The 19,907-nt window shown below is 45.5% G+C and carries 16 protein-coding genes; 8 read left to right on the top strand and 8 right to left on the bottom strand.

Annotation, left to right across the window (positions count from 1 at the left end; genetic code table 11):
- Window position 1 precedes the first annotated feature (1 nt).
- A complete protein-coding gene (locus tag BUB73_RS16550) occupies window positions 2–742 on the bottom strand; it encodes a YecA family protein (protein ID WP_139259097.1) in 741 nt (246 codons plus the stop codon).
- Window positions 743–1,066: 324 nt separating this feature from the next.
- On the opposite strand from BUB73_RS16550, the gene BUB73_RS03290 reads away from it, so the two are divergent.
- Entirely contained in the window at window positions 1,067–2,635 is a 1,569-nt protein-coding gene (locus BUB73_RS03290; protein ID WP_073283550.1) for a GGDEF domain-containing protein, read from the top strand.
- An 8-nt stretch (window positions 2,636–2,643) separates the two neighbouring features.
- On the opposite strand, the gene BUB73_RS03285 is transcribed toward BUB73_RS03290, so the two are convergent.
- The 4 genes from BUB73_RS03285 to BUB73_RS03270 all read right to left on the bottom strand — a co-directional run bounded on the left by BUB73_RS03285 (window position 2,644) and on the right by BUB73_RS03270 (window position 6,113).
- Window positions 2,644–3,462, bottom strand: a complete 819-nt coding sequence (locus tag BUB73_RS03285; RefSeq protein WP_073283547.1) for a hypothetical protein — start codon at window positions 3,460–3,462, stop codon at window positions 2,644–2,646.
- Window positions 3,462–4,058: a hypothetical protein gene (locus tag BUB73_RS16800; protein ID WP_139259096.1), complete on the bottom strand. Its 597-nt coding sequence runs from the start codon at window positions 4,056–4,058 to the stop codon at window positions 3,462–3,464. The genes BUB73_RS03285 and BUB73_RS16800 overlap by 1 nt, the downstream gene beginning before the upstream one ends.
- Before the next feature lie 119 nt (window positions 4,059–4,177).
- Window positions 4,178–5,488 carry a nucleobase:cation symporter-2 family protein gene (locus BUB73_RS03275; RefSeq protein ID WP_073157859.1) on the bottom strand — a complete coding sequence of 437 codons (1,311 nt, stop codon included), beginning with the start codon at window positions 5,486–5,488 and terminating at the stop codon, window positions 4,178–4,180.
- A gap of 4 nt (window positions 5,489–5,492) precedes the next feature.
- Entirely contained in the window at window positions 5,493–6,113 is a 621-nt protein-coding gene (locus tag BUB73_RS03270; protein WP_073157856.1) for a xanthine phosphoribosyltransferase, read from the bottom strand.
- Between the two features lie 34 nt (window positions 6,114–6,147).
- On the opposite strand from BUB73_RS03270, the gene BUB73_RS03265 reads away from it, so the two are divergent.
- Window positions 6,148–7,545 (top strand): Y-family DNA polymerase, encoded by a 1,398-nt coding sequence (locus tag BUB73_RS03265; protein WP_073283633.1) that lies wholly within the window; start codon window positions 6,148–6,150, stop codon window positions 7,543–7,545.
- Entirely contained in the window at window positions 7,517–7,972 is a 456-nt protein-coding gene (locus tag BUB73_RS16795) for a hypothetical protein (protein ID WP_073283544.1), read from the top strand. Before BUB73_RS03265 ends, BUB73_RS16795 begins: the two co-directional genes overlap by 29 nt.
- Before the next feature lie 11 nt (window positions 7,973–7,983).
- On the opposite strand, the gene BUB73_RS03255 is transcribed toward BUB73_RS16795, so the two are convergent.
- Entirely contained in the window at window positions 7,984–9,699 is a 1,716-nt protein-coding gene (locus tag BUB73_RS03255; protein WP_073238472.1) for a GGDEF domain-containing protein, read from the bottom strand.
- A gap of 47 nt (window positions 9,700–9,746) precedes the next feature.
- Between BUB73_RS03255 and BUB73_RS03250 the strand changes: the two genes are divergently transcribed.
- Window positions 9,747–11,753 carry a GTP-binding protein gene (locus BUB73_RS03250; RefSeq protein WP_073283630.1) on the top strand — a complete coding sequence of 669 codons (2,007 nt, stop codon included), beginning with the start codon at window positions 9,747–9,749 and terminating at the stop codon, window positions 11,751–11,753.
- 8 nt (window positions 11,754–11,761) lie between these two features.
- Here BUB73_RS03250 and BUB73_RS03245 read toward each other — a convergent pair whose 3' ends face one another.
- A complete protein-coding gene (locus BUB73_RS03245; protein WP_073157844.1) occupies window positions 11,762–12,652 on the bottom strand; it encodes a DUF58 domain-containing protein in 891 nt (296 codons plus the stop codon).
- A 114-nt stretch (window positions 12,653–12,766) separates the two neighbouring features.
- Between BUB73_RS03245 and BUB73_RS03240 the strand changes: the two genes are divergently transcribed.
- Window positions 12,767–13,606 carry a TIGR02452 family protein gene (locus tag BUB73_RS03240; RefSeq protein ID WP_073283542.1) on the top strand — a complete coding sequence of 280 codons (840 nt, stop codon included), beginning with the start codon at window positions 12,767–12,769 and terminating at the stop codon, window positions 13,604–13,606.
- 125 nt (window positions 13,607–13,731) lie between these two features.
- Here the strand turns inward: BUB73_RS03240 and BUB73_RS03235 are convergent, their stop codons facing one another.
- Window positions 13,732–14,526 (bottom strand): PrsW family intramembrane metalloprotease, encoded by a 795-nt coding sequence (locus BUB73_RS03235; RefSeq protein ID WP_073157839.1) that lies wholly within the window; start codon window positions 14,524–14,526, stop codon window positions 13,732–13,734.
- An 889-nt stretch (window positions 14,527–15,415) separates the two neighbouring features.
- Between BUB73_RS03235 and BUB73_RS03225 the strand changes: the two genes are divergently transcribed.
- From BUB73_RS03225 to BUB73_RS03215, 3 genes are all read left to right on the top strand, one after another.
- Window positions 15,416–16,141, top strand: a complete 726-nt coding sequence (locus BUB73_RS03225; RefSeq protein ID WP_073283539.1) for a molecular chaperone DjiA — start codon at window positions 15,416–15,418, stop codon at window positions 16,139–16,141.
- A gap of 598 nt (window positions 16,142–16,739) precedes the next feature.
- Entirely contained in the window at window positions 16,740–18,383 is a 1,644-nt protein-coding gene (locus BUB73_RS03220; RefSeq protein WP_073283536.1) for a dynamin family protein, read from the top strand.
- An 8-nt stretch (window positions 18,384–18,391) separates the two neighbouring features.
- Window positions 18,392–19,906: a dynamin family protein gene (locus tag BUB73_RS03215; protein ID WP_073283533.1), complete on the top strand. Its 1,515-nt coding sequence runs from the start codon at window positions 18,392–18,394 to the stop codon at window positions 19,904–19,906.
- Window position 19,907: the final 1 nt, after the last annotated feature.

Raw genomic sequence — 19,907 nt, 5'->3', positions numbered from 1 at the left:
TTTAGTTCATGTTTTTGCCGCAGCACTTCTTGAATTTCAGCCCGCTGCCGCAAGGACAGGGATCATTGCGTCCGACCTTAGGACCGCTATTTTGGAAAGGAATCCCATTTGCTAATCCGAATGGATTCGCATTGCTACCTGGTCTAGGCAAGCTAAGCGGAGTGTGCCCTAGGTTTGTCCACATTCTGCAATTGTTGTTGAATTCCTGCAACGGCCTAAGCACTCTTTCAACTTCGTTGATGTCCTTTAATTCAAGGCCGAATTCCGTCCGCAGGAATTCGATTTCCCTAAATGGATTTCTTCCTCGCATGCAGGACTCCAATAGATAAGAAGCGATGTCTAATGCTGTTTCTGGGTCCTTGAATTGCTTGACGGCGTTGAATAACTTTTCGTATTCAGGAATATATGTGTTGAGGTCCGTTTCAGCAAAACCCCAATGTTCGATTTCTTCGCGGGTTGGTTGATATATCTGCTTTCCCTTTTGCCCTTCCATAATCTCCGTGATTTCATCGCCGAACTCAATTCGGTAGTCGGTAAGACCACCGTTGAAGTAATGGAAGTACTTTGATACCTGGGCGCATTTTTCGATGTGCTTACACATGTCTTTGCCGGAAAAATTTGTGCCATGATCCCGGTTCCATAAATCCGCAATATCGGATGCCGTAGCCACCCCATAAAGTTCGTCTGGCAAGTAAGCCTTAAGATTATCCGCGTCCTTGCCGTAAAGGTAGAGTAGCCCCATTTCTGCCAGATATTTATGAGATTTGGTAAGATTATGATTATATATCTTTACCAAATGTATTGTTTTTGGCAAGATTTGGTAAATATTATGCTGTTGTGATCAAAGTGCGATTGTGTAGAGTTGTTTCTTCAGCAGATTGGAGTGGCTGCCTGTACGGGTAAGCGTCAGTACAAGTGGTGCTGTTTCTGAATTAGTTTGACATCGCTTTTGAAAGAGGGTGTCTTGGCAGAAAGTGTATACATCTTGGATGAATTTTGAAAAAATATCCGAGAGGTGTGATGTAAAGTCTTTTTTGGAGTTGTTTTTTTGTTAGATTAACCCTGTATGGAAAATCATCTTTATTGGATTACTGATTTAGTTTATGTTGTTGTGCTTGCCATTATTTTAAGGCATTCGTATATCTATCGCGACGAAATTTCTCCCCTGAATCGAGCCTTTAGAAAATTGCTTGCCTGGAGTGTTTTTTTCTGTTTCCAGGATGCGGTCTGGGAACTGTCTAGTTTTGAGGCGGTAGGTATCCCCTCGTTGTTCTTTGTGACATCGACGGTGTTTCATGTATGCACAATCGTATCGGCTTATTTCTGGTTAGACTTCTTGCTGACCTTCCTGCGAAAAGGGTTTCAACATCAGAAGGCTTTTCGTGTTTTTGGCGTTGTGATCGTTTCTTTGCAATTGATCCTTGTTGTTCGCAATTTCTTTTACCCGACCATATTCTCTATATCAGAAGATAACGCCTATGTCGCCGAAAGCCTGCGCTGGGTGGCCATGCTGGCCCCGCACTTGATTATTGTGGTGGCCGGTCTTGTGATGGCCTACTTCTGTATCAAGAATAGTCGCAAGGATGATGGCCGACAATTCCCTGTTCTGATGTTCGTCATCATGCCGTTTATTTTTGGAATTCTCCAGTTGCAATTCTCGGGCTGTCCGTTCAACTCGATGAGCTATTTCATTGGTTGTTGCATCGTCCATATTTTTATTGCTGCCCGTGAACACAACGAACGTATGACGGTGGAGGCGAATACCGATGGCCTTACCAAGGTGTTTAACCGCCACGCCATGGAAGAAGACGCTAAACGTTATAGGAATGATCCGTTGGAAGATTCTGCTATTGTATATTCCATAGACATTAACGGGCTCAAACAGGTAAATGATAGCCTGGGCCAGGAAGCCGGTAATGAATTGGTGTTGGCTGCTGCGGCCTGTATTTCCAGGGCATTCGGTTCCAAAGGAAAGGTTTACCGATATGGTGGTGAAGAGTTCATGGTCTTGGCTCGTTTTGATGGCGATGGAACCTTCTTTAAAACGAGGCTTTTAAATGAAGTTTCTCGCTGGCAAGGTCAAAAGGTGAAGGAACTTGCGCTGTCCATTGGCTTTGCCGAAAAGCGGAATTTCCCCATGTCAGATGTGGTTGAGTTAAAGGCTATCGCTGACAATATGATGCGATTGGACAAGAGTAACTATTATAGGAATAAGGGTGTCGACCGTCGAAAATTGCGTGAAGCCTTCGGGGCGGTCTGTAATTCCTATACGAAAATCCTGAAGTTGAATTTGGCTACGGATACTTTTGACATTGTCCAGATGGATCCCAGCGAAAGAGACCCGCGTCGAGGCTTTTCTACGGAACATTCCAAGTGGCTTGAAAATTACGCCCGACAGGGTCGGGTGTATATAGATGATGTGAAAAACTTTTTGCAACAGACCGATCTTGAAAATCTGCGCAAGCATTTTGTGAATGGGCGGAAATCCTTCTCGTTTGTCTATCGAAAGAATACCAAGCTAGGTGTAGAAACAGCCTTGATGGAACTCTTGAGAGCGTCCGATTACACCGATGAATCCCCTAACGTTTTTCTGTATGTTAAGAGCATGAACACATCGGTGAAGAAATCGGACTAGGAACTTGCTTAAATCTTGCAATCCTTGATTGCAGTAAGGGAGCCTGCGGCGTATGCCTTTTTGATGCAGTCGGCGATGGATTCGGCTGCATCAATTACTTCCTGGGAAATGATAGTGCCGTCTGATGTATCGGAAGGCTGGGAATTTGCCTTGATGATTGAATCTGCAACGGCTTTTGCAACGGAGTCTGCGATGGCGGCTTGAATGGAGTCAGCCCTTGCAGCATCTTCGATACGTTTGTCCTTGATTTCCTGATACATCTTCTTGCTGATGCGGTCGATATTGGTCCCGTTCTTGGCAACTATTCTGATTATGCCTTCTCTGGCGGCGTAGTAGAATTTGCCTACGTTACAGGAATCACCCTTTTTTTGGGGCGTTTCAAGGATAAGGACATTTTTGTAGTACGTGTCGTTAATCGAGACAGAATCCTTGTATTCACCTTTGAAAAACGGATTGTCCTGGTCGTTTTCGTCTATCGGGCGAGAGCTGACAAAAGCGTTGACTTCTCCGCAAGTGACAAAAATGGATCCTCCGTAAGTTGTTGCGTCTATTCTTAGTCCGAGTTCAATCGGCATGGTGCTTGCGACTCCCTCGTATTTCAATGAAGGAATGTCGTCTTCGGTAAAAGAAATAGAGTGCCTTATTTCATCTGTAAAACCACGGGAGTCCTTGAAGTAAATGGAACTATCCTTGGTAAAATGTTTATGACCATCGACGTATGGGATTAATGTGTCGGAGAAATATAGATGGTCGTTGGTTGAAGACGAAGAATCCGGGCAGCCGGTAAAATACAGTGCACTCAAGGCAAGGATGAGAAATCTTTTCATTAGTATCCCTCCCTTTCGTTCAAGGTGATGGAACTTTCGTCTTCTAGGTCGATTCTTATGATTCCCGATTTCTGATTGTAGTAAACCATGGCTCCACTATTGAGGGAACTAAGGTCCTTGACCACGGCTACGTCGTGATAGGTATTCTTGTTGACTTTCAGCGATTCAATCAAAGTGTCTAGATTGTTAGATGTAGACGGATCGTCTAGATAGAATTCGTGCTTGCCTATGGTAGCCTTGATCGTTCTGATAGAAGTGCTTGAGGAATCGACGGAACTGGCATTCAGCTTGATTGATAAGATGGGGTAGTCGGATTCCAGCCAAACATCTCGAAAGACCTGGCAAGACATGCTGTCTGCGTCGTTAAGCGCCTTTGTGACGGTGAGAAGGATGTCTTGTCCGTCGGAATGCTTGAATGGAATTTTTTCGTTCAGTTTGTACTTACCGAAATTTTTCTGATAGTCATTCAGTGAAGAAACGCGACTGCAGGATCTGTATGAGCCTGTGGTTGTGCTGGTGTCGTCGGCACATGCGATGAAACATGCCGAAGAAAGGGCTATAATAGCGAGATGTGTTCCTAACCTTGTATTTTTCATGAAAATAAATATAGACAAAAAGAACGGCTTTCTGAAAGTCGTTCTCTTTTTTTTGCAAAAGATGATTTAGGTCACGAACTATTGTGCCTGATCGTAAACAATAGTTTAGAATTGGAGCCTTATGCTGTTTTTGTTTTGTCCTTGGGCAGAACAAGATTTAGAATTACCGCTAACACAAAAACCACAGCCACACAATTCTCTGCAAAGATGGTCTGGATAATTTGGGGGAATTCCTTGAACATGCCGGTTGCCTGGGTGAAGCCTAGGCCTACGCTAAGGGAGAGGCTGGTAATGATCATGTTACGCTGGCTAAAACCGCTCTTGGACATCATGCCGAATCCTGCAAAAAGAATGGATCCGAACATCATGATGGTGCAGCCGCCAAGCACAGCCTGGGGGATAGTTGTAAGCAACGTTCCCACCGGCGGGAAGATACCGCCCAGCAACATGATGACTGCTCCTGTAGCGATGGTGAATCGGTTCACGACGCCGGAGAGGGAAGCCAGGCCCACGTTCTGACTGAAGGAGGTGATGGGGGTACAACCGAAGATACCGGAAATTGTGCTGACAAAACCATCGCAGGAGATGGCGCCTCCCATTTCGACTTTGTGGATTTGACGCTTGAGTGCGCCGTTCACCAGGGCGCTAGAATCGCCCACAGTTTCTGTAGCAGAAACCAGGAAGATGGCCACCACAGAAAGGATGGGGCCCAAGTGGAATTCCGGAGTGAAGGGGAGTATCTTGGGAAGGGCGATGATGCTGCAGTTGGATAGTCCCGAGAAATCTACCATGCCCATGCAGAGGGCGAGAATGTAGCCAACAATAAGGCCTACCAGTACAGAAAGGGACCTGAGAAAACCCTTGGCGAACACTTGAGTGAGCAAGCAAGTGAGCAAGGTGACGCTTCCTACGATCCAGTTGTGGGTGGCACCGAAGTCAGCAGAACCCTGGCCGCCGGCGAAGGAATTTGCACCGATAGGCAAGAGAGAAAATCCGATGGCCGTCACCACGGTTGCAGCGACGATGTGGGGGATAAGTTTCAGCCAGTATTTTGCACAAAGACCAAGCAGGCCTTCGACGATACCGCCTACAATCACGGCGCCCATGAGGGTGCCCATGCCTTGGGTGGTGGCAATGCCGATGGAAACGGAAAGGAAGGTGAAGCTGATGCCCATGACGATGGGCAATCTGGAACCGATTTTCCAGATGGGGAAAAGCTGCACCAGGGTGCCGATACCGGCGATGATCATGCAGTTCTGAACGAGGGCCGCAGTCAGCCCCTTATCCAGGTTTACAACCCCGGCAAGGATCATGATGGGGGTTATGTTGGCGACGAACATGGCTAGCACATGCTGCAGGCCGAAGGGCAATGCCTTCAGCACCGGCACGCGACCGTCCAGCTGATAGATGTTTTCTGATGAATTGTTCATACTGTTACCCCAGTTTCAAATTTGTATTCTGCAACGGCAGTTCCGGCTGTTCCCTAAACTTGATGGTCTGAGTTTCCCAGTCCATGGATTCGACGATGGCGATGGATTCTACGCGGTAGCCTTCGGCGCGGAGTGTTGCGCCTCCCTTCTGCTGACCCTTTTCGATGGCGATGCCTAAACCAGCCACAGTGCCGCCGGCCTGATGGACCAGGTCGATGAGGGCGTGGGCTGCGGCTCCATCTGCCAGGAAGTCGTCTACGATGAGGACTTTATCGGTTGCCTTCATGTAGGGCTTGGAAATGAACACGTTGTTCATCTTCTTGTGGGTGAAGGAGTAGGCCTGGGCAACGTACTTGTCGTCGGTGCTGTTAGCGGTCTGACTCTTCTTGGCGAAAACCACGGGTACGTCGTAAAGGTGGCCCAGCAAAGTGGCGATGGCAATACCGCTGGCTTCAATAGTCAGGATCTTGTTGATTTCCACATCGCGATAGCGACGCTGGAATTCGTAGGCCATCTGGCGCATAATGTCAACGTCGATCTGATGATTTAAAAAACTGTCAACCTTAAGGATGTTGCCTTCCTTAATGTTGCCGTCACGGAGAATTTTTTCTTCAAGAAAGTTCATGCGCGAAAATTTAGGAAAATCTATATTTGAACTTATGCCGAACTTTCAAAGGCGCACCTTCATCGCCATTGACTTGAAGTCTTTCTTTGCCTCTGTGGAATGTGTTCTACAGGGGTTGGATCCGTTGAAGGCGAACTTGGTGGTGGCCGATGCCAGCCGTACTGAAAAGACGATTTGCCTGGCGGTGAGCCCGAGCCTGAAAGCTTACGGAATTCCTGGCCGAGCCCGCTTATTCGAAGTAATCCAGAAATTAAAAGAGGTGAAGCGTCGTACAGGTGTGGATGTGGATTACATTGTGGCTCCGCCCCGCATGGCGAAATATGTGGAATTTTCTACCAAGGTTTATAACGTCTACCTAAAATATGTGAGTGCCGAAGACATTCACAATTACTCCATCGATGAATGTTTTTTGGACGTTACCCAGTACCTCAAACTTTATAAGAAAACGGCCCGGGAATTGGCGAAGACCATGGTCCAGGACGTACTTGAAACTACGGGTATAACCGCAACGGCGGGAATCGGCAGCAACCTTTACTTGTGCAAGATTGCCATGGATATTATGGCCAAGCATGTAGATGCCGATGAAGACGGAGTCCGCATTGCGGAACTGGACGAAATGAGTTTTCGCAGGAACCTGTGGAATCATCGTCCTCTTACCAGTTTCTGGCAGATTGGCCGCGGGATTGCGGAACGTCTGGAAAATTGTAACCTGAATCGCGGTCGTGGAATTTATACCATGGGTGACCTTGCCCGTGTAAGTATCAAGAATGCCGATGCCCTTTATAAGATGTTCGGCATTAATGCCGAAATCCTGATTGACCATGCCTGGGGCTATGAACCTTGTACCATTGCCGAAATCAAGAAGTACAAACCAAAATCCAACAGCATTGGTGGCGGCCAGGTTTTGAGCTGCCCCTACACGGCAGAAAAGGCCCGCATTGTCGTTCGCGAAATGGTAGATTCCCTGACATTGGATTTGATAGACAAGAATCTGGTGACAAACAGTCTAACCTTGATGATGGGCTATGACCGCGAAAATGTGGACAAGGGAATTTATGTAGGCCCCACGGTTATCGATAACTACGGACGGGAAATACCGAAGCCCGCTCACGGATCTGCAAATCTGGGCCGCTATACTTGTTCCCAGTCCGCTATTGCCGAGGCGGTGATGAAACTGTTCGACCGGATTGTGAATCCGAAGCTGACCTTGAAACGTCTGAATCTTGTGGCTAACGATGTGCTGGACGTGAGTTACGAGGAAGTGGACCTTTTTACCGATGTTGAAAAGCAGGAGAAGGAAAAGAAACGCTTGAAGGCGGAACTGCTGATCAAGAAACGCTTTGGCAAGAACGCCATTATCAAGGGCATGGACTTGCAGGAAGGAGCCACTACGGTGGAACGCAATGGACAAATCGGAGGTCATCGTGCCTGATAACTACGAAGACATTATCAATTTGCCTTACCCGCGGAACGACTGGAATTTTCTCATCAAGCATCCTCGCATGTCTATTGAAAATCGTGCGAAGATTTTTGCTCCCTTTGCCGCCCTCCGCGGCCATAGCGATGCCATTGCGGAAACTACCGAAAAGAAGCTGACCATCCGTCAGGAAGAACTGATGGAGGATTCCCGCATTGAACTGGACGAGGCGTTGGCCGCCTTGTCGGAACGTCTGCAACGTGGTGAACATCCGACAATTCGAGTCAGTTATTTTGTGCAAGACAAAATCCTTGCTGCAGGCGTAGGGACCTACAGAGAAATTGAAGGTCTTGCCGCCAAACTGGACTTGAATACGGCAACGCTCCAAATTGTAGATACAAAAATTCCACTGAATGATATCCAGTGGATTAAGTTTGCTTAAGTGGTTTTGAATTATCCCATGGAGTTGGTCACGTTCTTGGTGGCCATGACAATCTTGTCGGGGTCGCTTTTCAGTCGGTAGAAGAGGAACTGGCTGTAGCTAATGCCCTTTGTGTTGTGGAAATCCGGCGTGGTGCGGAACAGGATTGAAGTCTGTTCCATTTTTTCAAGTTTAGAACGTACATTGCTGAAGTCCATGAATGCCGTTAGACGATCCTGGTCTTCGGGAATAACATATTTCTGGATGAACCATTTGACGACGGCATCGTAGTCAAGAACCTTCATGGCTGTAGTGACATTTTCGACGAGCGAAATATTCTTGTACAGCTGAACTTTCTTGGAGGCCAGTTCAATTCGGCAGATCATGGTGTAGTTCTTGCTGAGACCTTCGATAATCTGATGTTCGAATTGCAAATCGCGAACTTGTTCCAGTCGGGCGGCACGGCCATGGTCCACCAGTTCCAGGATGAATAGTGCCTTGGACGGTTCCCCATCAATTTCTTCGATGGTTCTGAAGGTGGCCTGATGCCAGTGTCCGGCGATGGTCTTGTATTCGTAAACGAGACTCTTGTTCTTTTTCAGATCCCTTTTCAGGAACTGGATGTCAAAGAACTGGGCTACGATTTCCTTGTATTCGGGATCCACCAGCTGAATGGTGTCGTTCATGATTCCGGTAAAGGTCAAGGACTTGGGGGCGTTGGATTTTGCCAAGGTTTTTAAGACCCAGTAGCTGTTCTTTTCTAGGTCGATGGTTGCCATCAGGGCGTAAGAATTGGAAAGGCTGCGAAGGATGGCGTCAATTTCGCGCTTGTAGCTCAGTTCTGCAATGCCGCGCTTGTATTCGGGATGCTTCTCGTAGAAGGCTTCCTTGTCCTTATACATCTTGGTTTCGGCATCGCGGGCCACGTCTTCGATATGCTTGGGATTCTTGCTCCAGCTGCAGCCGATGGAGGCCTGGGGAACGGGATCCTTGCTCAGGTAGGCATGGAAGTTGTCGGCCAGGAATTGAACGTCTTCCTTGTCGCTTCCGTGGATCACGATCAGAAATTCGTCGCCGCTGATTCGGTAGATGAGTTCGTGCTTGAAATTTTCGACCAGCTTGCTGGTGAAGGAACGCAAGAAGTCATTGCCGGCGGCATGACCGCGAGTGTCATTAATCAGCTTGAGACCGTTTAGGTCGGCAAAGATCACGCCGATACTTTCTGGCTCCTGCTGGCTTGCGTAATTGCGGCACTGGGTCTGATAAGAGTAAAAGTTATTCAATCCGGTTAGAGTGTCATACTTGCAGAAATGCTCCAGTTCACGCTGCACTTCCATCTCGTGGACGTAGGAATCGTGAATGTCCTGGACAAACAGCCATGTGGACTGGTTCTTGTCGGTGTAGTCATCGGCCTTGATGATTTCCATGAACACCCAGCGGAACACGCCGTCGGTCTTTCGACGGTATCTTAGGCGGAAACGGTCGTTTTCCTTAAAGAAGCTGCGGAGGGAATCCAGGGTCAGCCTTGTTCGGTAGATATTTTCGTCTGCTTCGTAGATATTTCCCCTGTCGGCGAACATCATGAACCATAGAGAAATGCTCTTGATGTCGTTTTTCTGCTCGTCGGGGGTCTCTGTAGGGAGAATTTTGACCACTTGATAGGTATCGTCCGTCAAATTGACTTTCAAGACCTTGTAGTAGGTCTTGGCCAATGCGGAGATAGCGTTTGAGATATCGATAGTGGACATATATTAAAAAATATAAATGATTTTTTTTGATTTACTACCTTTGTGATATGCAACCCATAAGAAATATTGCCATTTTGGCCCACGTCGATGCGGGAAAGACGACCCTTTCCGAGCGTATTCTTTTTGCTGCTGGCGAAGTGCGTCGCCCGGGTAAGGTGGAAGAAGGTCTTGCCACCATGGATTATCTGCCCGAAGAAAAGGAACGAGGCATCACTATCGAAAGTGGGGTGGCTCATTTCGAGTGGAAAAATACCTGGTTTAATTTTATCGACACTCCGGGCCATGTGGATTTCGGCGCCGAAGTGGATATGGCCCTTACGGCTGTGGAAGGGGCTGTGCTGGTGGTGAGTGCTGCCAGTGGAGTGGAAACTCAGACGGTTGCCGCCTTTAAAAAATTACGGGCCGCAGGTGTGCCGACCATACTGTACATAAACAAGTTGGACAATCCTGATTATTCTCTGGACGAGACCCTCATTAACGTAGAAGAGATCCTGGGTGTGCGTCCGGTGCTGATGACGGTTCCCGAATATGAGAACGGTCAGATGGTCAGTGTGCTCGATGTGCTGAGCAAGAGTCGCTTGGTCCATTCAGACCGTGGCGAAGAAGTGGTGGACTCCGCTGATGTTCTTTCTGAAGGGTCTTCCTCTGAACGAAGTGAAGGATCTAGCGGTTCCGGCGCCGATTTGCTGGCCAAGCATTATAAGGAAGCGGTAGAATTCGCTAGCAACTTCGATGATGAAGTTCTGGAATTGGCCCTTGAAGGTAAGCCGGTTCCGCCCAAGGCTGTGCTTCGCGGTCTTAAAGGTCTTGCCCTGGATTCCGACTATGCGCTTTGCTATGCGGGTTCTGCCATGGCGGGCTTTGGCGTGCGCAGTCTTGTGACAGCCTTGAGCTTTTTCTTGCCCGAGGTTCCGCAGTTTGATGAACGGGAATTAGGCCAGGTTATCCGTCTGCGTCATTTCAAGGGCGTGGGGGAGATTTCCCTGTTCCGCGCCCACTGCGACATGGAGCGGAAGGAATGGCCTGCAGGTTTTGAGTTCTCACGTTTGAAGGCCAACCTTCTGATTCCCGTAGAAGAAATCCGTGCCGGTGACATTTACGCCATGCGTACACCTTTTGAAACGGAGTTGGGTCAGGTCATTATGCGGGATGGCCATCTTCTGCAAGACGAAGAAGATTCGAAGGGCGAAAACATCCGCGACCGTTACCAGCCCTTGTTGCAGACCCGCGTAGAATGTCTTGCTACTGACGACTACCATCATGTAGAAAAGAGCCTGAATACCTTGAGCCGCATGGATCCTAGTTTCCGCGTGGTTCATGACGATGGTGGCTTCTGGTATCTGCATACGGTTGGCGAAGTCCAGCTGGATGTTCTGCTGGCCCGTCTCCGTCGTGAATTCGGTTGTGAAGTTCAGGCCGGCGATCCCGAGGTCCGCTGGCAGGAGCGCCTGTCCCATGAAGTGGATGCTGTAGAAAATTCCTTCCAGCTTGGCCCCCATAAAATTAGCATTAAACTATCTGCGTCCCCCATTCAAAATGATGTGGTGGAAAATTCCGCAGAGCTGCCCCAGAATCACGACATTCGTCTAACCGCAGAATTTTTGGAAACGGCTCCTCGCGAGATTCTTGCCGGTGTCCGTTCCGCACTTCTGGAAACGGCTGAAATTGGTGTGCTGGGCAAGGGCCCCCTGGTGGGTGTCCGCTTCGAAGTCCTGGAATTCAGCTGGACCGAAAATGCCCTGCCGCCCATGATCAAGAAGGCTTGCGCCGATGCGGTTACCAAGCTTTTCAAGCCGTCTGACATTAAACTTTATGAACCGGTCATGGAACTTTCTTTGGAATGTCCGGTGAACTTTGCCGGTAATATTACCAGCGATATTCAGGCCCGTGAGGGAAGGGTCAAGGAAATCGGTGGCGATGGACGTACCCACTTCCTAAAGGCGGATATTCCCCTGCGGAAGATTTTTGGATACGCTACCAACGTGCGCAGCATCAGCAAGGGGACGGCGTTGTACAGCTTGAAACTGCTGGGCTATCGACCCTGTGTTGAATAACTCCGCTGTTAGCTGCGGGCCATCTTGGCGCGGCGTCTGAAGTGCTCAATGAGCGGGGCCACGGTTTCCTTGAAGTCGTCGTGGGTCTCGATGCGAACAAAGTCAATGGACATGCGCTGGAATAAATCCTTGGTCTGCTTTCCCTGACGCTTTGCCTCTCGGGCGAAGGCTTCGCGGAAGGCGACGTCTCCGGTGTCAATGAGCAAGGTTTCGCCAGTTTCGGGGTCTTCCAATTCCACAAGGCCTGCAGGGGGCAATTCCATTTCGCGGGGGTCCACCACAGAAACGGCCAACACGTCGTGACGCTTGCGCAGGATCTTGAAGGCGTTCTCGAAACCTTCATCCAAAAAGTCGCTCATCACCACCACAACGGCCTTGCGATTCAAAATCTTGCCGGCATATTCCAGGGCTACCTGGGTATTGGTGCCGTGGTGTTGGGGCTTGAAGTAAAGAATTTCGCGAATCAGGCGCAGTACGTGCTTGCGGCCTTTTTCGGGAGGAATAAAGAGTTCTACCTGGTCGGTATAAATCAGCAGGCCCACCTTGTCATTGTTCTTGATGGCTGCAAAAGCCAAAAGGGCCGTGAGGGTGGCCATGACTTCGCCCTTCATCTGCTTTCCGCTTCCGAATTCGGAACTGCTGGAGGCGTCAACCATCAGCAGCATGGTCATTTCACGTTCTTCGATGAACTTTTTTACGTAGGGGGTGCCGGTACGGGCCGTCACGTTCCAGTCAATGGTTCGCACGTCATCGCCAGGCATATATTCACGGACTTCGCTGAATTCCATACCATTTCCCTTGAAGGAACTATGGTAGGCGCCGGTCATGACCGTGTCCAGCGTGCCGCGAACGCTCAATTCAATACGGCTGACGGTTTTTAGAACTTCTTTATCAAGCATTTTAATCTCGTTTTACGGGGAGTAATATACAAAAAATCATTTTTTAGAACATTCTATTTGACATTTTCCAAGCAATCTCCGATAAATATAAAGAGATAAAAAAGGTAAAATGCAATGAATGACAAATTAATCGAGATTTTCGAAGATACCATGGCCATGATCCAGGGGAACACCTCCTTGAAGAAGATTGTGGAAAATTCCTCCCAGGGAGCAAAACTCTACCTGGAGGGACGCGATGTCCCTGGTTTTGACGACGCCTGTAACAAGGTCTCGGATTTGATCCAGGACGACGGAACCGCCCCCAAAGTGACCGTTACCAGTCACCGTACTTTTGAAGCTGCCAGGAAACTGCATGAGAAGTATCCTGATAAACGTGTGGGGGTGTTGAATTTTGCTTCCGCTACTAATCCTGGTGGAGGTGTTACGAATGGAGCTTCTGCCCAGGAAGAATGCCTGTGCCGTTGTTCCACCCTCTATCCCGTCTTGAAAAGGGATGATTTTTTCCAGAACTATTATCGTTTTCATCGTAGACGCCATGACCATATCTATACGGACGCCTGTATCTATGTGCCCCATGTGGCTGTGGTAAAAAGCGATGTGGCTGAACCGAAGCGCTTGCCCAGCAGGGACTGGTTCGCGGTGGATGTGATTACCTGCGCCGCACCCAACCTGTGGTTTGACGCCAATGGCCTCAGTGATGAGGAACAGTTGGAAATCCACCTGAAACGTGGTGAAAAAATCCTCCAGGTGACCATTGCGAATCATGTGGAAGTTCTTGTCCTGGGGGCCTTTGGATGTGGCGCTTTCAGGAATAATCCCAAGGTCGTTGCGGAAGCCTATCGCCAGCTTCTGGAAAAGTACGGAAAGTATTTTACGGCAGTTGAGTTTGCCGTGTATTGCAGTCCCCGTCATGGCATGGGTAATTATGATGCCTTTAAGGAGACTCTAAAATAAACGTAACCGCCGCAGGTGTGTTGTGTACTGCGGGCCGTCGGGGTGTTGTTCCCCGACATTTTTTTTATCATGCTGACGTAGGCCAGCATCAGCTGTCTCGTTTTCGAACCTTTCCCCAATAGATGCTATTCCCGATGCGATTCCAGTTCCTTGGCCTGCTTGATGATGTGGGCTTCACCTTGATTGCCGTTATCATGGCGCTGGTAAAGTGAGCTTTTGGCAACCTTTGATAAAAATTTGAGGGTAAAGATGAACATGAAGCCGATTCCTGCGTACCATACCATATACAGTACCATGTACATGGGACCTACGGTGATATACTTGGCGAGTGGCATGAAGGCGTCATAAAGGCCGTGAATTAGCGCGGGAACGAAAATAGCGCTTCTGGTGAATTCCCTGGATTTCTTGAAATTTCCAAGTAATGCCATTTCCTTGGATTTGCTGTAATAGTATCCCATGTAGACGGCAAAGCAGGCGTGCCCTGGGATGGCTGTCACCATACGGTCTATCGCGCAGGAAATCCCGTATTTTGAAACGTAATCGAAGTTTTCCAAAACAGCAAAGCCAAGTGAGACGAAAACCGCATATACGATGCCAGAAAATACGCAGTCAAAATTCTTGTTTTTCCAAGTGAGGACTCGAAGCATGATGTATTTGCCAAGTTCCTCACAGAAGCCGCAGATAATAAAAAACCTAAATAGAACATCCGCCAAGAAATAATCCTTAACATCGGTGAGGACGCTACGGAGAATCTCTAGGATGATTACAAAAATTCCGGAGAGCAAGGGCGATAGCGTTCCTAATCCAAAGCTCGCCAATAGCAAGAACTTCGGTTCTTTCTTGAGAGGTTCCATCATGTAGATGAACACCATCAGAAAGATTGCTGGAAAAACGATTAAGGAATATTCAAGAAGATACATAGGGCTACGTTGACCAAATATACATTTTTGATTGTGTCAAAATTTGTCTATATATTTTTTACATAATTCATCTATATTATGTTGAAAAAAGGAAAATGTACATGGCCAAGTTTTATTGCAAATTTTGTGGACTCTCGTTTCCGAGCGTATTCGCCCTGAGCAATGCACGGTGTCTGAACCACCCTGTAAAAGGTGGAAACCATCAGGTTTATGAAGGCTCAGAGAAACCGAAATACACCTGTAAGCATTGCGGATTATCATTTCCCTCGATTTGGGCAATGACGCACATTAGCTGCCTTAGACGTTCAGACAAGGGCTCCCACGAACCTATGTTGTAGTTTTTAACCACCTTGAAGTGTAAAATTTTCGCAACAAACGGGGCGCGTGAAAAGTAATAAGGGTTTCACCGCCCGCAAATGCCGGATTTAGGACTTTTTAGAAAAAAGTGTTTTTTTTCGTTAATTTTTGGCGTTTTTATTTATTATGTTTGGGAATGACGTCAGAAAGAATTCGAATTTAACACGGAGAAAACGCAAGGAAAAGTCGAACAAATTGACATAAAAGATTTTTGAGCTATAGCTCTTATTCCTCAATCAGAAATCTGGTAAATTTTAGGTACGCAGGAATTGGAGCGGACGCTCACACCTCGCTTGGGGGTGTGAGCCGTTTGCGTCTCCGCGTACAGGTTTACCAGAACCTCTGATTGGGCGGCGCTTCGGCTCATGCCCTTTTTTGTTGGTGAATTTATTACAAGCTGGAATGAGTGATCGCGAAAAATGGTATGTAACGAAACTGGGTGAATGTATTTTGTTTGAAAAAGGCGTATAAAGACGCTTATTTTCTTTGGTGAAAAAATCTTTTTTGAGGAAAGAGGAAGGAGGCATAATAGATGTCATGGAGTGGAAAAATCATTGGTGGGGTAATCGGTGGATTTGCGGGTGGTCCTATTGGTGCTGCTGCTGGTGCTTTTATCGGTAACTTATTCGATAGTGAAGAACGTCTACCGGAGCAAAAGGAAGAAGAGGAATTAAGTCCTGAGCAATTAAGAGTAGTATCCATTGTGATGCTGTTGGTGAAATTGTCTTGTATTGACAATGATTTTTCTGTAGAAGAACGGGTTCATTTAAAGGTGTTTTTTAAAGAAACTCTCGGTTTGGAAGAAGATTTTGACGATTTGGTAAAGATGGCTTTAGAAGATGAAGAACCTTTTGAAAAATGGGCTCAAGTATTTGTTTCCACAACAGAGGAAGATCCTAGTTTAAGAATTACAATGATGCATGCGCTGTTTGAATTGGCAGCGGCAGATAATATTTTGCACCCTGCTGAAGAATATTTTATGACAACTGTAGCAGGTCTTTTTGGCCTAAGTGATTTAGAATATGAGGCCATCAAGAATGAATATTTCCTTTGCAATGACGAGTATTACAAAATCCTAGGCTGCACGCCAGAATCTTCAAATGCAGAGGTGAAAGCTTGCTATATGCAGAAGGTCAAGGAAATGCATCCAGACAAGTTGCCTGCAGGATTACCGGCGGAAATAATCAAATTTGCGCAAGAGAAATTTGATGAAATTCAAACGGCGTACAACGTAATTCGTCAAGAACGTAATTTTTAACAATAAGAACATACAAAAAATGTTATGTAATGAAACTGGGTGAATGTATTTTTGTTTGAAAAAGGAAGAAAATGGTTTTCTGGATTTCCTAAATTGCCGTACGGCTTAGGCACTCCAGGCGAAAGGGGATATGAGGCTTGCAAACGCCGCTTTGAGGTGATTTACGGAGATTTGATTGCACCTCCATTTGAAGCTCGTTTTGGATACTATCCTTGTCCTAAGTGCGGCTCTGATCACACTAGAGCCATTGAACTAAAGATGAAGAAAAGGAAGTCTGAAAAGTAATTTTTGTTGATTGAAATTATTACAAGTTGGAATGAGTCTTTTTCCCAAAAGGAAAAAAATTAACACACAATTGACTCGAAGAGAGTATATTGAAATTGATGAAGGAACGCATGAAAGCCTCTAAAAAAATAACTTCTGTTGTTTATCCGAACGAACTAATTTGTTTGTTACTTGGCATGGAAATTGCGGGGGGGGGGGTAGGCTTTTTGAAAAATCTAGTTTAACACGATCAAAAATACACTTGAATGGCACCTCGGCGTGGATGCGCTGATGAGGTGTTTTTTTTGTGTTTAAAAATCTTTTATAGGAGATAATGAATATGCAGAATATTTTGTTAGAAATCGCTCGCCGTCATAATATGACCTCTTTTGAGAAGCGAATTAATGATGTAGTAAATAGTGAAAAAATAAAAATTGCTTTTATTGGCGCTTTTAGTGCCGGAAAAACGAGCTTGATCAATGCTATGTTGGGATTGAAGCTTCCTGTGTCAATTAAGCCGACGACAAAATCAATTTGCTTGATTGAGCCTCAAGAAGGGATTGTTTCGAACGAATTCTTTGTAGAAAATGGTATGGAACGACGTCCAGTCTCTTTTGATGAATTTCAGGATGTTGTGAATGGAGATATCACTGGAGTTGCAGGAGTTTTAGTGAAGCCTTCGGAAAATTTACCGACTGGGTGCGTATTCCTAGATACACCGGGTATTGATAATGCTGGGTCTGATGAAGGGGATTTGACTTCTGCGTATTTACAGTTCATGGATGCTGCTGTTGTTTGTATTGATGTAAAAGATGGAACAATCAAAAATCACCTATTGAATTATTTGAAACGCCCTGAGTTAGAATCAATAAAAGATAGTCTTATTTTTGTGCTGACTCATTCAGATCCTCAAGTTCGAGAATCTCATTCAAGCGTTGCTAGCGAGATTGCGAAGCAGGTGACTCAGGTTTTGAATATTCAAGATGCTGAGCAGAAAATAGTTTTAGTGGATTCCCTTAAGGATAATGTTTCTGAAATTGTTCGCGGAGTATTAAATGATAACGTTTTGAACAAGAGAGCTTCTTTGCTCCAGGAACGTGAGAAAAAAGATTTAAGGAAAATTTCTTTGGAAATGATTGCGTCTCTGAATACTCAAAAGAGAAATTTATCTTTGGATACCTCTACTTTAGATGAACAATGTTGGAAACTGAAAAAGAAAATTTCTGCGGTAGAAGCAGATCGCTATAATCATGAAAAGGATTTGGAAAAGCTTCGAGAAGAACTGATTCAGAATGTGTCTGGGAAAATGCTCTCTTATGCACCGGCTCTTGCCGCAACAGAAATTTCTGATCTTGAACAGCCTCTGCAGACGATGATGAATGATGTTAATATTGTTTGCAATACTGTTGTAGGTCGTTTTTTAAAGAATTATGAACTTCCAAAAAGCTTTGCGGGATTTAATGCTGATGTTCAGGCATCATTTGATGGAATTGAACATACGAAATCAATGGCCGTAACGGTTGCTACCGCTGTTGCTGTTGCTGCAATATGTCCTGCTGTTGGTGTGACAGGTAATGCTGCCGAAGCTGCAGCAGGTGGTGCCGTAAAGATTGCCGCAGCGAAAGCCGCAAAAAGCGGTGCGGTTGAAGCTTTTTTTGGAAGAGTCGCGACAGGCCTTGCAACAGTGGTGAAAGATATTAACCCACTTGAATATGTTGGCTCGGTAATAGCAAGGAAGGTGAAGGAATCTAGCTTTGAATCTATGGTAGCCAGTAAGTCAAAAATGATCTCCGAAAGTGTTGTTGAGGCTGTAAAACAAGATTTTTATAGAGAGGTTATTTCTCCGATTGAAAATTGCCTAGCAGAAGAAATGAAAGCCTTGGAAACGATCAAGGAACAAAAGGAAAAGGGCGTCCTTGATTTTCGAAATCAAATTGAAAATCTTGAAAAGTCTATAACATCGCTGAAAAACTTGTAGAAGGTTTTATGACTGATTTAGAAAAGAGAGTGAAGAATACATTGAAAACTCTACAGGCCTATCAAGAGAATACTGGGATTTCTGTGCAGGAATGGGTTGACTCCCTAAAGAGTTATTGTGATGATTCGTCTAGTCAGCCTTATGAGTGTTGCACCCGTATCGCGTTGGCAGGCTCATTTAGTTGTGGAAAATCAAGCTTTATAAATTCACTTCTTGGAAAAGAAGGTTTGGCTCCAGTTGCAAGTAGACCCTCAACAAGAGTTATCACGCGTTTTGTCTATGGCGATTCTCTAAAATGCGTGAATTCTGAGGGAGAAGAAATATCTCTTGAAGAGTATCAGAATGCTGCAACTTGTATAAGAGACGTTACAGCAAAAGACAATGTCTTTACAATTCAATATCCGGCTGATTTTTTGAGAAATATTGTGCTTTCGGATGTGCCCGGATTTGATTCCGGTGACGCTCATCAAGCGGACAGTGCTGTTAGTCGCATCGAAAATGAAAAAGCTGATATCATAATTTTCTTAGTTAATATCAATGATGGGACCATAAAGGAAAATGCTTTTAAAGAATTGCTTGGAGATAGTGTTGAAAAAAAAGGAATTTTGAATGCAGGCGAAAATCGAAAAAAACTGTATGTTGTAATTACTAGGGCCGATGATAAACCTCCCTCTGCTAGAGAAGGGGTTGTTAAAAGTGTTGAAAAAGCTCTTTTACAGCATGAAGTTGATGCTGCAAAAGTATGTCTTTATGCGACGATGTATAAAAATGAAAAAGACCGTCAATTATTTGAAAAAGTTAAACAAGAATTGTGCAGTGAAATTTTGCATAATGCGTCATATTCTAGTGAGGTGAAAAAAAATCGCATTGACTCTTGTTTGAAAAAAAGACAAGAATGGGCTGAAGGGTCCTTGACCAAAGTTGTTCAATCTCTTGAGCTTGGAAAAAATACGATGGTTAGAAAATTCTATGAGTCAAAGCATATTCCTGATTATATAATCAATTCAAACATATCTGAGTATAAGAAGAAATTTGACGAAGAATGGAGTCGTTTTCAAAAGTTTGTAAGTGAACAAATTGACAACTTGAATTTTTGTGAAGTTAGACGATACCCAGGTACATTATTTGATGATTACGCTGTTTGCGAGACGAATTGGAAATTGGAGTGGAATTATCGTATTTCGCGTATAAAAGAATTTGTTGACGAAAATGTTGAATCAAATTTGAGATTTCTTTTTCGACTCCCTCAATCTTTTCAAGATTTCTCTGTGGATGTAAAAAAAATGTCTCGTGATTATGATGTTTTTGGTAGCAGTGCTAGAGATGCAAGATATGCCTTTCGAGATAAACAGAATAGACTCCTTAGAAGTGTTTTAAAAGATAAAGTTGATCTGCCTTTATTAAAACGCAAGGCGGAACAATTTTTCAATGATTCAATTTCTTCGAAATTTAAAGAAAAAGAACAGCTTAAAAAAGAATTTGATTCTTTGTTTAATGAAATTTTAACTGTAGCAAAGGGGTAAA

The organism is Fibrobacter sp. UWH6, from assembly GCF_900142465.1.
In the GTDB taxonomy this organism is placed as follows: Bacteria; Fibrobacterota; Fibrobacteria; order Fibrobacterales; family Fibrobacteraceae; genus Fibrobacter.
Note: the sequence above shows the minus strand (reverse complement) of the source record. Positions and strands in the feature narration are given on the sequence as shown.

Excerpts from the sequence above, each read along its gene's own strand:
- BUB73_RS16550 (WP_139259097.1), bottom strand. The coding sequence starts at position 742 with ATGGGGCTACTCTACCTTTACGGCAAGGACGCGGATAATCTTAAGGCT.
- BUB73_RS03290 (WP_073283550.1), top strand. The coding sequence starts at position 1,067 with ATGGAAAATCATCTTTATTGGATTACTGATTTAGTTTATGTTGTTGTG.
- BUB73_RS03285 (WP_073283547.1), bottom strand. The coding sequence starts at position 3,462 with ATGAAAAGATTTCTCATCCTTGCCTTGAGTGCACTGTATTTTACCGGC.
- BUB73_RS16800 (WP_139259096.1), bottom strand. The coding sequence starts at position 4,058 with ATGAAAAATACAAGGTTAGGAACACATCTCGCTATTATAGCCCTTTCT.
- BUB73_RS03275 (WP_073157859.1), bottom strand. The coding sequence starts at position 5,488 with ATGAACAATTCATCAGAAAACATCTATCAGCTGGACGGTCGCGTGCCG.
- BUB73_RS03270 (WP_073157856.1), bottom strand. The coding sequence starts at position 6,113 with ATGAACTTTCTTGAAGAAAAAATTCTCCGTGACGGCAACATTAAGGAA.
- BUB73_RS03265 (WP_073283633.1), top strand. The coding sequence starts at position 6,148 with ATGCCGAACTTTCAAAGGCGCACCTTCATCGCCATTGACTTGAAGTCT.
- BUB73_RS16795 (WP_073283544.1), top strand. The coding sequence starts at position 7,517 with ATGGACAAATCGGAGGTCATCGTGCCTGATAACTACGAAGACATTATC.
- BUB73_RS03255 (WP_073238472.1), bottom strand. The coding sequence starts at position 9,699 with ATGTCCACTATCGATATCTCAAACGCTATCTCCGCATTGGCCAAGACC.
- BUB73_RS03250 (WP_073283630.1), top strand. The coding sequence starts at position 9,747 with ATGCAACCCATAAGAAATATTGCCATTTTGGCCCACGTCGATGCGGGA.
- BUB73_RS03245 (WP_073157844.1), bottom strand. The coding sequence starts at position 12,652 with ATGCTTGATAAAGAAGTTCTAAAAACCGTCAGCCGTATTGAATTGAGC.
- BUB73_RS03240 (WP_073283542.1), top strand. The coding sequence starts at position 12,767 with ATGAATGACAAATTAATCGAGATTTTCGAAGATACCATGGCCATGATC.
- BUB73_RS03235 (WP_073157839.1), bottom strand. The coding sequence starts at position 14,526 with ATGTATCTTCTTGAATATTCCTTAATCGTTTTTCCAGCAATCTTTCTG.
- BUB73_RS03225 (WP_073283539.1), top strand. The coding sequence starts at position 15,416 with ATGTCATGGAGTGGAAAAATCATTGGTGGGGTAATCGGTGGATTTGCG.
- BUB73_RS03220 (WP_073283536.1), top strand. The coding sequence starts at position 16,740 with ATGAATATGCAGAATATTTTGTTAGAAATCGCTCGCCGTCATAATATG.
- BUB73_RS03215 (WP_073283533.1), top strand. The coding sequence starts at position 18,392 with ATGACTGATTTAGAAAAGAGAGTGAAGAATACATTGAAAACTCTACAG.